The 12116-nt window shown below is 58.7% G+C and carries 11 protein-coding genes; 5 read left to right on the top strand and 6 right to left on the bottom strand.

Annotated elements, in window-relative coordinates; all coding sequences use genetic code 11:
* Nucleotide 1: 1 nt before the first annotated feature.
* A complete protein-coding gene (thrC, locus tag NW211_RS05005) occupies nucleotides 2–1306 on the top strand; it encodes a threonine synthase (protein WP_258327133.1) in 1305 nt (434 codons plus the stop codon).
* Nucleotides 1307–1421: 115 nt separating this feature from the next.
* Here thrC and NW211_RS05000 read toward each other — a convergent pair whose 3' ends face one another.
* The gene (locus NW211_RS05000; RefSeq protein WP_258327132.1) at nucleotides 1422–2708 is read right to left on the bottom strand and encodes an O-acetylhomoserine aminocarboxypropyltransferase/cysteine synthase family protein; all 1287 of its coding nucleotides are present in this window, start codon (nucleotides 2706–2708) and stop codon (nucleotides 1422–1424) included.
* A gap of 177 nt (nucleotides 2709–2885) precedes the next feature.
* Here NW211_RS05000 and NW211_RS04995 point away from each other — a divergent pair, with 177 nt between their 5' ends.
* Complete coding sequence (locus NW211_RS04995; protein WP_258327131.1) at nucleotides 2886–3347, top strand: Lrp/AsnC family transcriptional regulator; 462 nt, start codon at nucleotides 2886–2888, stop codon at nucleotides 3345–3347.
* A 54-nt stretch (nucleotides 3348–3401) separates the two neighbouring features.
* On the opposite strand, the gene NW211_RS04990 is transcribed toward NW211_RS04995, so the two are convergent.
* On the bottom strand, nucleotides 3402–5237 hold the full coding sequence (locus tag NW211_RS04990; RefSeq protein ID WP_258327130.1) for a DNA polymerase III subunit gamma/tau: 1836 nt from the start codon (nucleotides 5235–5237) through the stop codon (nucleotides 3402–3404).
* Between the two features lie 152 nt (nucleotides 5238–5389).
* Complete coding sequence (locus NW211_RS04985; protein ID WP_258327129.1) at nucleotides 5390–5872, bottom strand: cytidine deaminase; 483 nt, start codon at nucleotides 5870–5872, stop codon at nucleotides 5390–5392.
* A 188-nt stretch (nucleotides 5873–6060) separates the two neighbouring features.
* On the opposite strand from NW211_RS04985, the gene NW211_RS04980 reads away from it, so the two are divergent.
* Nucleotides 6061–6960 (top strand): glucosaminidase domain-containing protein, encoded by a 900-nt coding sequence (locus NW211_RS04980; protein ID WP_087408823.1) that lies wholly within the window; start codon nucleotides 6061–6063, stop codon nucleotides 6958–6960.
* Here NW211_RS04980 and NW211_RS04975 read toward each other — a convergent pair.
* The 3 genes from NW211_RS04975 to NW211_RS04965 form a co-directional block, all read right to left on the bottom strand.
* Nucleotides 6921–7052, bottom strand: a complete 132-nt coding sequence (locus NW211_RS04975; protein WP_258327128.1) for a hypothetical protein — start codon at nucleotides 7050–7052, stop codon at nucleotides 6921–6923. The genes NW211_RS04980 and NW211_RS04975 overlap by 40 nt on opposite strands.
* Nucleotides 7053–7154: 102 nt before the next feature.
* Nucleotides 7155–9122 carry an OmpA family protein gene (locus tag NW211_RS04970; RefSeq protein WP_258327127.1) on the bottom strand — a complete coding sequence of 656 codons (1968 nt, stop codon included), beginning with the start codon at nucleotides 9120–9122 and terminating at the stop codon, nucleotides 7155–7157.
* Between the two features lie 129 nt (nucleotides 9123–9251).
* Nucleotides 9252–10472, bottom strand: coding sequence for an S-adenosylmethionine:tRNA ribosyltransferase-isomerase (locus tag NW211_RS04965; protein WP_258327216.1), 1221 nt, complete (start codon nucleotides 10470–10472; stop codon nucleotides 9252–9254).
* 111 nt (nucleotides 10473–10583) lie between these two features.
* On the opposite strand from NW211_RS04965, the gene NW211_RS04960 reads away from it, so the two are divergent.
* Nucleotides 10584–11648, top strand: a complete 1065-nt coding sequence (locus NW211_RS04960; protein WP_258327126.1) for a DUF2027 domain-containing protein — start codon at nucleotides 10584–10586, stop codon at nucleotides 11646–11648.
* A 38-nt stretch (nucleotides 11649–11686) separates the two neighbouring features.
* Nucleotides 11687–12073 (top strand): hypothetical protein, encoded by a 387-nt coding sequence (locus NW211_RS04955; protein ID WP_143240936.1) that lies wholly within the window; start codon nucleotides 11687–11689, stop codon nucleotides 12071–12073.
* The last annotated feature ends 43 nt before the right edge of the window (nucleotides 12074–12116 follow it).

The raw sequence follows: 12116 nt of genomic DNA, 5'->3' as shown, positions 1-12116 counted from the left end.
CATGAAATTTTATAGTACCAACAAAAAAACTTCGCCGGTCTCTCTCCACGATGCCGTGGTCAGGGGACTGGCTGCCGATAAAGGGCTCTTCATGCCCGAGGTGATTCGCCGGTTTCCCCCGGCCTTTTACCAAAACATGAAGGAGATGACGCTTCGCGAAATCTCGTTTGTGGTGGCCGAAGCCTTCTTCGGCGAGGATGTCGAGGCCGACAAGCTGCAAGAGATCGTATTCGACGCCCTCAACTTCGATATTCCCCTGGTGCGGGTGGCCGACAACCGGTACAGCCTGGAGCTCTTCCACGGCCCCACGCTGGCCTTCAAGGATGTGGGGGCCCGCTTCATGGCACGTCTGCTCGGCTACTTCAACCGGCAGGAGAAACGGCAGGTCAATGTGCTGGTCGCCACCTCGGGCGATACGGGCAGTGCCGTGGCCAACGGTTTCCTCGACGTGCCCGGCGTGAAGGTCTTCGTACTCTATCCGCAGGGCAAGGTGAGTGAGATACAGGAGAAACAGTTCACCACACTGGGCCACAACATCACCGCCCTGGAGGTGAGCGGCACCTTCGACGACTGTCAGGCGCTGGTGAAGAGTGCCTTCATGGACCCCGAGCTGAACGAGAAACTCTACCTCACCTCGGCCAACTCCATCAACGTGGCCCGCTTCCTGCCCCAGGCCTTCTACTACTTCTATGCCTATGCCCAGTTGTGCGGCATGGTCGAGCACCCCGAGCAGGTGGTGTTCAGCGTGCCCAGCGGCAACTTCGGCAACCTCACTGCCGGACTCATAGCCAAACGCATGGGGCTCCCCGTGAAGCGTTTCATCGCCGCCAACAACCGCAACGACGTATTCCTGCAATACTTGCGCACGGGCTCGTATGACCCGCGCCCCTCGATTGCCACCATCGCCAACGCCATGGATGTGGGCGACCCCAGCAACTTTGCCCGCATACTCGACCTTTACGGCCATTCGCACGAGGCCATCTGTGCCGACATCAGCGGCGTAAGCTATACCGACGACGAGATACGCCGCACTATGCGCGACACCTTCCGTCGCGAGCAATACCTGCTCGACCCCCACGGTGCCTGCGGTTACCAGGCCTTGGTCGATGGCTTGCAACCCGGCGAAATAGGAATCTGCCTCGAAACCGCTTCGCCCGCCAAGTTCCTCGATACCGTGAGCGATGCCGTAGGCGAGACGATTGCCATGCCCGAGAAGTTGCGCAAATTCATGCAGGGCGAGAAACAGAGCATCCTGATGCCTGTCGGCTTCAACGCCTTCAAACACTTCCTGCTCAATCAGCAGTAAGGCGGTTGGTCATTCCGGGCCTGGCTGGGTATCCAGAAAAAATATTCGATTTTGAAAGTAAAAGGGTGTACCCAATGAGGGCACACCCTTATTTTGTGTGTAGTGCCGTTTGTGTTTATACCCGGTCGAGAGCCTGCGAGAGGTCGGCGATGAGGTCGTCGACATGCTCGGTGCCGATCGAGAGGCGTATGGTGCCGGGGTAGATGGCCTGTTCGGCCTTCTCCTGGTCGGTCAGTTGGGCGTGGGTGGTCGATGCCGGGTGGATGACCAGCGATTTCACGTCGGCCACGTTGGCCAGCAGCGAGAAGATTTCGAGGCTGTCGATGAATCGGTGTGCTTCGGCTTCGCCCCCCTTGATTTCGAAGGTGAATATCGAGCCCGCCCCGTGGGGGAAGTAGCGCTCGTAGAGGGCGTGGTCGGGGTGGTCGGGCAGAGCCGGGTGGTTGACCTTCTTTACCTTGGGGTGATGGGCCAGAAAATCGACTATGCGCAGGGCATTCTCGACGTGGCGTTCGACACGCAGCGAGAGGGTCTCGAGCCCTTGCAGCAGCAGGAAGGCGTTGAAGGGGCTGATGGCAGCGCCTGTGTCGCGCAGAATCACGGCCCGGATGCGGGTGACGTAGGCGGCGGCTCCGGCCACGTCGGTAAATCGGGAGCCGTGGTAGCTGGGGTCGGGCTCGCTCAGTTGGGGAAATTTGCCCGAGGCGGCCCAGTCGAAGCGGCCCGAGTCGACGATGATACCGCCCAGCGAGGTGCCGTGGCCGCCGATGAACTTGGTGGCCGAGTGTACCACGATGTCGGCCCCGTGTTCGATGGGGCGGATGAGGTAGGGGGTACCGAAGGTGTTGTCGATGACGAGCGGGATGCGGTGGCGGTGAGCTATCTCGGCCACGGCGTCGATGTCGATGATGCCCGAGTTGGGGTTGCCCAGCGTCTCGATGAAGACCGCCTTGGTGTTGGGTTGTATGGCCCGCTCGAAGTTCGAGAGGTCGGACGGGTCGACGAAGGTGGTGGTCACGCCGTAGGCGGGGAGTGTGTGGTCGAGCAGGTTGTAGGTGCCCCCGTAGATGGTGTTGGCGGCGACAATGTGGTCGCCGGCGACGGCCAGATTCTGGATGGCATAGGTGACGGCGGCAGCTCCCGAGGCGACGGCCAGGGCGGCGACACCCCCCTCGAGTGCGGCGATGCGTCGCTCGAGTACGTCTTGGGTAGGATTGCCCAGACGGCCGTAGATGTTGCCCGGCTCCTTCAGGTCGAAGCGTGCGGCGGCGTGGGCCGAGTCGGCAAATACATACGAGGTGGTCTGGTAGATGGGTACGGCCCGTGCGTCGGTGGCCGGGTCGGGTTGCTCTTGTCCCACGTGGAGTTGGAGCGTTTCGAAATGCAGTTTCTTCGGGTCCATATTCGGTTCTGTTTTTATCGGTTAAGTATAAATGTTTGTACTTGCAAAACTATGATTTCTGGAAATATCGAACAAGTAAATTCGGAAATATGGAAAATATATCTATATTTGTCCACTGATTAAGAATAAACCCCATGTTTAACAGGCCGGGAGCAACGGCCCGGAGAATAGCATTCTATGGAGATACTGGATAAAACCGACTTGCAGATTTTGCGGGTCTTGCAAAGCAACTCGCGCCTCACCACCAAAGAGTTGGCGGCGCAGGTAAACCTGTCGCCCACGCCGGTTTTCGAGCGGGTGAAGCGGCTCGAGGCCAACGGATACATCAAGAAGTATGTGGCGGTGCTCGATCCGGCGAAACTCAACCGGGGATTCGTGGTCTTCTGCAGCGTGAAGCTGCGGCGGCTCAACCGCGACATTGCCCTCGAGTTTACCCGCATCGTGCGCGAGATTCCCGAGGTGACCGAGTGCTACAACATCTCGGGCGACTACGACTATCTGCTCAAGATTCATGCCCCCGATATGAAATATTATCAGGAGTTCATCCTCAACGTGTTGGGCACCATCGACAGCATGGGGTCGCTCATGAGTACCTTTGTGATGGACGAGGTGAAACACGAGTACGGTATCCCCCTGTGACGGGGCGGTGCGGTTGTCCGGTTGGGGCAGGGGATGTGAAACGTCCCGGCGGCATCAGGCGATTTCGAGGTCGAAGGTGTCGTAGAAGTTTTTGATGTCGGGGTTCTTCTCGATCATCTTCATCAGTACGTCTTTGGGGCTGAAGATAATCTCTTTCTCACCGGGCTGGTTGACACGCAGTTGCATGGAAAACTGGTTGTTCTTCAGTGATTTCTGCAAAAAGGTCATCAGCTCGTAGAGGTGTTCGTTGATGACGTTGACCTGGATTTGCGAGTCGACCGACACGACAAACGTGCGGGGGTCGGTCAGCTTGGGCAGGCAACTCTTCATGGTGTTGACCAGCACCACCTCGGTAGGGATGGTTTGGGTATAGGCGAGCCAGGCCGCATTGAGCGCCTCTTCGGTAAAGGGGGTGTCGAGCACCTCCTGCTGTACCGTGGGAGCCTGTTGCTCCGGGGCCGCCTCGACCGGTTTCTGGTGAATGGAGATGCGTGCCGGGGCCGCCTTTTTCGTCGGGTTGGGTTGTGCCGGCGCCATTGGTTTGTGGGCCGGGGCTGTGGGGCGTATGGTCGAGGCCCGATAGGTGGCCTGCGGTTCCGACGTCTGTGCTGCCGGAGCTTGTGCCTGTGCCGGATTGGGCCGGGGTTGTTGCTGTTGCGGCTGTTGCGGCACGGCCTGTACCTGGGGGAGCGGCTGAGCCGGGGCTTGAGCCTGATGCGGTTGTGCGGCCGGTGCACTGCCCGGAGCGGCCGGGGTAATCTTTTGCAACGGCGGTTCCTGAGGTGGGACGCTGACCGGGTGAAGAATCTGGCAGATTTGTATCAGGGTCAGCTCCACCAGGAACTGCTTGTTGTTGCTTATGCGGTAGTCGAGGTCGCAGCGGTTGCTCAGCTCCATGGCCCGGTAGAGGAAGGCGAGCGGGCACTTCTGAGCCTGTTCGCCATAGCGTTGGGCCACCGAGGCACTCACCTCGAGCAGGGGTAGCGTGGTGGGGTCTTTGCATACCAGCAGGTCGCGCAGGTGGCGGCTGAGACCGCCGACGAAGAACTGCCCCTCGAAGCCGTGGTCGCGCACCTCCTTGAAAATCATGAGTGCTTGCGGCACGTTGCCCTGCAGAAAGGCATCGACCAACCGGAAGTAGTATTCGTAGTCGAGTATGTTGAGGTTGTCGATTACCGCCTTGTAGGTGATGTGCCCGCCCGAGAAGCTCACCACCTGGTCGAATACCGAGAGAGCGTCGCGCATACCGCCGTCGGCCTTTTGGGCGATGACGTTGAGCGCTTCGGGTTCGGCGGTGATGCCCTCTTGCGAAGCGACATATTGCAGGTGTTCGGCGATGTCGGCCGTGGTGATGCGCTGGAAGTCGTAGACCTGGCAGCGCGACAGGATGGTGGGGAGAATCTTGTGTTTCTCGGTCGTGGCCAGGATGAAGATGGCGTGGTGGGGCGGCTCCTCGAGGGTCTTCAGAAATGCGTTGAAGGCCGCCGTCGAGAGCATGTGCACCTCGTCGATGATGAAGACCTTGTATTGCCCGATTTGAGGCGGTATGCGCACCTGGTCGATGAGGACGCGGATGTCGTCGACCGAGTTGTTCGATGCGGCGTCGAGCTCGATGATGTTGTAGGAACGCTGTTCGTTGAAGGCGCGGCACGACTCACATTCGTTGCAGGCTTCGCCCGACTCGGTGGGGTGGAAGCAGTTGATTGTCTTGGCAAAGATGCGGGCACACGAGGTCTTGCCTACGCCGCGGGGACCGCAGAAGAGGTAGGCATGAGCCAGCTTTTTCGAGTCGATGGCGTTTTTGAGGGTCTGAGTAAGTGCTTTCTGACCTACCACCGACCGGAAGGTCGAGGGCCTGTATTTCCGTGCCGAAACAATATAGTCGTCCATATCGTGTTTTAAAGTTCTGTTCTATGTCTTTTTACTCCGTGCGGCAATGACTCGGGAGGCAAACTGCCCTGCCTGTCGTGCACGAGCAGAGGGGGCGAGCTGTCCGAGCCGCCTTTTCGAGCCCTACAAATATACGCTTTTTTGCGCGGATTCTATTCGGGCAGGTCGCTTTTCCCGAAGCAGAGGGGGAGCAGGCTGCGGATGGACTCGACGATATAGACCTCGTCGGTGCCGTAGAGATAGATGCGTATGGGGTAGCGGTAGCGCTCTTCGGTCTCGAGTATCACCTGGCGGCAGGCCCCGCAGGGAGCCGTGGGGTGCTCGATGAACTTTCCGCCCGTCTGTGCGGCGATGGCCAGTGCCTCGACCGCGCGGTCGGGGTATTGCGAGTTGGCATAGAAGAGGGTGGTGCGTTCGGCGCAGGTCCCCGAGGGGTAGGCGGCATTCTCCTGATTGCTGCCCGATACCAGCACTCCACCGGCCAGACGCACGGCAGCCCCTACCTGGAAACGGGAGTAGGGCGCATAGGAGCGGTTGGAGGCCTCTTTGGCGGCGTCGATCAATTTTTTCTCAGCTTCGGTGAGCTCTTCATACGAGCAAACCATTATCTTTGTGGTGATATTCCTGTTTTCCATAACTCTCATTAAGCGGGTTTACGGGTGTCTACTTCTGCAAAAACAGCGGGAGGCGGGTACAGTGACCCAGGAAATCGGGTTTCTCGACTTGGGCTGTGCCGTACCGCATCCTCTCTTCGTGGAACAAAGATAAGGAAATTTTTGAGAACAGGAATTTTTATCGTCCATTTTTAGAATTTAGATTCATGATGAAATTCAGATACGTCGTTGTCGTTCTTCTCCTCGTTCTTACGTTGGAGCCGCTCTCGGCCCAGCGCAAAAACAAAGCCTATCTCGACTATATCGAGCAATACAAATCGATTGCCATCAAGCATCAGAAACTGTATGGCATACCGGCCAGCATCACGTTGGCCCAGGGGCTGCTCGAGTCGGGGGCCGGCCGCAGCGAACTGGCCCGCAAGTCGAACAACCACTTCGGCATCAAGTGCCACAGCGACTGGAAGGGGAAGCGGGTCTATCATGACGACGACCGCAAGGACGACTGTTTCCGCAAATACGACTCGCCCGAAGACTCCTATGAAGACCACGCCAAGTTTTTGAAGCGGGCCCGCTATGCCTCGCTCTTCGAGCTGAAGGTGACCGACTACCGCGGTTGGGCCAAGGGGCTGAAGGCGTGCGGCTATGCCACCGACCGGTCGTATGCCAACAAGCTGATACAGACCATCGAACTCTATGAACTCTACGAATATGACCGCCCGAAGTTCAAGCCGATACGGGCGCAAGACCTGCCTCCGGTCGTGGTGGAGAATCCGCATGCGGTCTATCGTTCGTGGGGGCTGCTCTATGTCGAGGCCCGCGACGGCGACACGCTCGAGTCGATAGCCCAGGAGTTCGGCTTCTCGGCCAAGAAGCTGGCCGGGTATAACGAGATACCCCGCGACTATCCGCTGGAAGCCGGCGACATTGTCTATCTCGAGAAGAAAAAGAAGAAGGCCGAGAAGGGGTACGACTACGCCGTGGTGCGTTCGGGCGACTCAATGCACTCGATTGCCCAGCGTTACGGCATCCGCCTGAAGAACCTCTACAAGATGAACAAGTTGCCCGACGATTATATTCCCTCGGTGGGCGATACCTTGAAGCTGCGGTAGGGGTTGGCTTCGCCGTCGCTCCGCGCCCCGTGAGGGGCCGGTTGCAGGCTGAACGGCGGCAGGTGCACGCTCGGCGTCACCTGCCACTCCATATTCTTAATCCTTAGAATTTAGTTCCAGTGTGCGACCCGACTCGATGGCCGCATGGAGAGTTGCATGCACCCCTTCACCTCAAATGCCCTTTCGATGCAGAATCAATAGAGGTTCCAGGTAATCGAGAGCACCTGGAATTCGGTGCGCCGGTTTATCTGGTTGGCAATCTCCTGGTCTTCGGGCGAGAGTTTGGTGATGTACTCCTCGGTGAGCACGTCGCCCTCCTTGAATTGCGGGTATTGCGTGGCCAGCTTCTTGGTGATGACCTTGGGCTGGCTCTCGCCGTAACCCTTGGGTTGCAGGCGGCGGGGGTCGATACCCGCCTTGATGAGGTAATCGACTACCGACTGGGCGCGCCGTTCCGAGAGGCGCAGGTTGTACTGGTCCTTACCCTTGTAGTCGGTGTGGGCTGCCAGCTCTATCGACACGTTGGGGTTGTCGTCGAGCATCTTCACCAGTTCGTTGAGTGAGGTCTCCGACTCGGGCCGCAGGGTGGCGCGGTCGAAATCGTAGAAGATGTTTTCGATGAGAATAGGCTTGCTGATGGAGGCGAGCACGAAGTTGACGCCATATTCGGCATCCTTCTCTTCGGCGTCGGAGATAAACTCCTGCTTCGAGTTGAGGTATCCGCGACAGGAGGCCAGCATCACGTAGTGCACGCCGCGGTCGAGCTTGAAGCGGAAGCTGCCGTCTTTGCGGGCATACTCCTTTTGATTCGAGCCGTCGTTGCCCACGATGCGGATGATGGCGTCGGGCACCGGCTCGTCGTCCTTGTCGATGACCGTTCCGCTTATCCACACGCGTATCGAGGGGAGCTCGAAGCTGTAGATGTTGTCGTAGCCCCGGCCGTCGCCGCGGTTGGACGAGAAGAAGCCGGTCTCCTCCTCGCCGAAGGTGATGCCGAAGTCGTCGGCCGACGAGTTGATGGGGTATTTCATGTTTTCGATTTGCCACATGCCCGAAGCGTTCATGCGGGCGCGGAAGATGTCGAGGCCGCCCATGCCCGGGTGACCGTCGGAGGCAAAGTAGAGGTCGCCGTTGTCGCGGATGTAGGGGAACATCTCGTCGCCCGGGGTGTTGATTTGTACACCCAGATTCTCGAGCGACCCCTCCTTGTCGGTGAGCGAGATGCGCCACAGGTCTTTCCCCCCGTATCCGCCCGGCATGTCGGAGACGAAGTAGAGGTATTCGCCGTCGGGCGATACGGCCGGCTGGCCGAAGGCCGAGAGGGTGTCGGCGGTGATTTCGTATTTTTGCGGCGGGCTCCACTGGGCACCCGTACGGGTAGAGGTGTAGATCTCGACCGAGGTGTCGGCGTTGGGCTCGCGGCGGGCTTTGCTCAGGTACATGGTGGTACCGTCGGGGCTGAAGCTGACGATGCCCTCGTCTTCGTCGGTATTGACGTCGCCCTCGATGGGTTCGGGTTTCTGCCAGGCCCCCTGCTCGTCTTTCTTTGAGAAGTAGATGTCGCAGTTCTTGGTACCGGTGATGCCGCTTTTGTTTTTGCCCAGAGCCTTTTCGGTCGACGAGGTGAAGTAGAGCTGGTCGTAGTCTTTCCCCAGATACATGGGGGCGAAGTCGCTGCGGCGCGAGTTGAGTATCGTCGCCTTCTTCACCACATAGCGGGTAGGCGTCTCTTTCCACTGGACGGCCAGGTTGCAGCCCCGTATGCCGTTTTTGGCCAGGGAGCTCTGCGGATTGGTCTCGAGATAGGCCTGGTAGTTCTTGATGGCATCCTTGTATTTCCCCTCGAACTGCTGGCTGCGGGCCAGGTAGAAGAGGGCCATGCTGTCGGGGTAGTCGTATCGGATGGCGTTTTGGTAGGCAGCCGAGCTGCGGGCCGCCATGTTGATGCGGCGGTAGCACTCGCCCATCTTGAAGGCCACCTCGCCGCGCAGCTTGCGCTCCTTGCGGGGGTTGGTCTTGCTGTATACCTTGCGGTAGGTCTGGGCGGCATCGTAAAACTCGCCCCGGGCATATTGCTCGTTGGCAACGCTTAGTTTTGCCCCCGAGCACGACGCCAACACGCCGGCCATAGCCAATCCCCAGAATACTGCCTTTATCTTCATCTTTTCTCCTTGCGGACGACGACAAGGCCCGAGCGGACGACCGTGTCCCGCCCTGCCTTTCGTGTGTACCGATACTATTATAGTATACGTTTTTTTTGCCGTTTTATTGTGTGGCTGCCGGGGCGAATGTCAGGGGAGCAGCAGCGAACTGTCGCCGTAGCTGAGGAACCGGAAGTCGTGGGCAAGGGCGTAGTCGTAGATTTCGCGCCAGCGTCCGTCGACAAAGGCCGAGACGAGCAGGAGCAGCGTGCTCTGCGGCTGGTGGAAGTTGGTGACCATGCCCTGCACGATGTGGTAGTGATAACCCGGGGCGATGATAATCTGGGTGGCGGTGACGAGGCGCGTCATGCCGTGGCGGTCGAGGTAGTCGACGATGTGGTGCAGGGCTTCGCGCGAGTCGATGTCGGGGCTTCCGTCGTAGGGTTGCCACTGGGCCACGACGAGGTCGTGCGGCTCGGCGTCGGGGTTGGCGGCCAGCATCTTGCCTATGTAGTAGAGGCTCTCGAGCGTACGCACCGAGGTGGTGCCCACGGCTATCACGCGGCGGTCGGTGCGGGCCAGGGTGTCGATGAGGTCGCGGCTTACCGAGATGTACTCGGTGTGCATCTCGTGCCCCTCGAGGGTCTCGCTCTTCACCGGCTTGAAGGTGCCGGCGCCTACGTGCAGGGTGAGTTCGAGCTCGGGTATCCCCTTGGCCCGGATGGCCTCCAGCACCTCGGGGGTGAAGTGCAGCCCGGCGGTGGGGGCGGCTACCGACCCCTCGATTTTGGAGTAGACGGTCTGGTAGGTGGTCTTGTCGCTCTCTTCGGTCTCGCGGTTGAGGTAGGGGGGGATAGGCAGTTCGCCGGCGTGGTCGAGCAGGACGGCGAAGGTGACCTCGGGGTTGTCCCACGAGAAGCGCACTTCGCAGGCATTGCCGTGAGGCAGGCCCCGCTCGGCGGTGAAGTGTACCCGCTTGCCGTCAATCTCGACCTCCTGCGTGAGGGGGCCGCTCTTCCACTTTTTGGCGTTGCCGATGAGGCAGAGCCACGAGCACGAGCGGGTCGACTGGAACGAGAGGGCGTACTCGTGCGGCTCGAGGGGTTCGAGACAGAAGACCTCGATGAGGGCGCCGGTCTCCTTGCGGAAGTGCAGGCGGGCCTGTATCACCCGGGTGTTGTTGAAGACCAGCAGGCTGTCGGGGGGCAGTACCCGGGGCAGGTCGTAGAAGTGGTGTTCCTCGATGGCTCCCTGGCGGTAGACCAGCAGTTTGGAGTGGTCGCGTTGCGGGAGGGGAAACTTGGCGATGCGTTCGTCGGGCAGCGGATAATTGAAATCCTCGATGCGAATATCTTGTGTTTTTTGCATAATCTGTTTTGAATATCGTGCAAAAATAAGCAACTTTGCCGAATATAGCACGGTTCGCCACGACGAAATCGCAAGTCGCCGGCGAATCGCGAGACTCTTTAAAATGATGATATTATGGTAAAAGTTGGCGACAGAGTACGCTACCTCAACGCCGTAGGAGGCGGGGTAGTGGTGAAAATAGTGAAAGATATAGCCTATGTCGATGAAGATGGTTTCGAAACCCCGGTACTGGCCCGGGAGTGTGTGGTGGTAGAACCGGCCGAACCGGCCCGCAAGAGTGCCCCGGTACCCGCCTCGAAGGTGGTGGAGTTGCCGCCGGTCGAGAAGGGGATGGCTTCTAAAGCTGCCGACAAGGAGGACGAGCTCGCTGTCGAGGAGCGCCCCGAAGGCGAGAAGCTGAACATCACCCTGGCCTATATCCCCGACGAGAGCAAGCACCTGAACACCACCCGTTTCTCGTGCTATCTGGTGAACGACAGCAACTACTACCTCTACTTTGCCTACCTGAGCCGCGACGACGAGGGATGGCGCACCCGCTATGCCGGGGTGGTAGAGCCCAACATACAGTTGCTGCTCGAGGAGTTCGGGCAGGAGGATGTCAATGCCCTCGAGCGCATCGGCTTCCAGTACATCGCCTTCAAGAAAGACAAGCACTTTGCCTTGAAGAGCCCGGTGGCCGTCGAGTACCGGCTCGACACTACCAAGTTCTACAAACTGCATACCTTCCGCGAGAGCCTCTATTTCGACGAGCCGTCGTGGTGCATCGACCTGGTGAAGAACGATGTGCCCATGCGACCCATGGTGCTCGACGCTACCGATCTGGAGCGGGCCATGAAGATGAAGAAGCAGGTCGACACTCCGGTGCGCAAACCGGTGACCCGGCACGACGACAAGCCCGGCATCGTCGAGGTAGACTTGCACGCCTCGGCTCTGCTCGACACGACGGCCGGACTCTCCAATTCGGACATCCTCAACTATCAGCTCGACAAGGTGCGCGAGACGCTCGACCAGTATCGGCATGCCAAGGGACGCAAGATTGTCTTTATCCACGGCAAGGGCGAGGGTGTGCTGCGCAATGCGCTGCTCAAGGAGATACGCGACAAGTACAAGAACTGCACCTGCCAGGATGCCTCGTTCCGCGAATATGGTTTCGGGGCCACGATGGTGACCGTGCATTGAGAGGGGTTTGAATTGTAAATCGTTGATAATAACGGGATATGAAAAGAATACTCTTTTTGTCTGTCGCGCTCTGTTTCACAGCCTTGTGCAGCATGGCGCAGACCTGCCGCATTTACGCCGCATTCGTCTATTCGGAAGACAAGGTGAAAATCAATTATGGAACCGAGAAGAAATACGAGCCTTTGAAGGATGAAGCCGGGAGGGAACTGCGCTTTTTCTCTTTCCCGGGTGCGCTGAACTACCTGTCGAGTCAAGGTTGGCGGCTGGAGGGGAATTTTACGGAAGTAAGCGGCTCTTCGGGTGGATTCAAGGGCAATAACTGGGGTAGAACCTCGAGCGAAACTACTTATATTATTAGTAAGGAGGTCTCGGAAGAGGAGGCTAAAGCGTTGTTTGAACAAGTAGTCAAAGAGGTGAAAGAGTAGCGATAGAGGGTATTGCCGATATGTATCGGATAGAAACAAAAAA

The organism is Barnesiella sp. ET7 (assembly GCF_024733785.1).
Lineage (GTDB): Bacteria > Bacteroidota > Bacteroidia > Bacteroidales > Barnesiellaceae > Barnesiella > Barnesiella merdigallinarum.
Note: the sequence above shows the minus strand (reverse complement) of the source record. Positions and strands in the feature narration are given on the sequence as shown.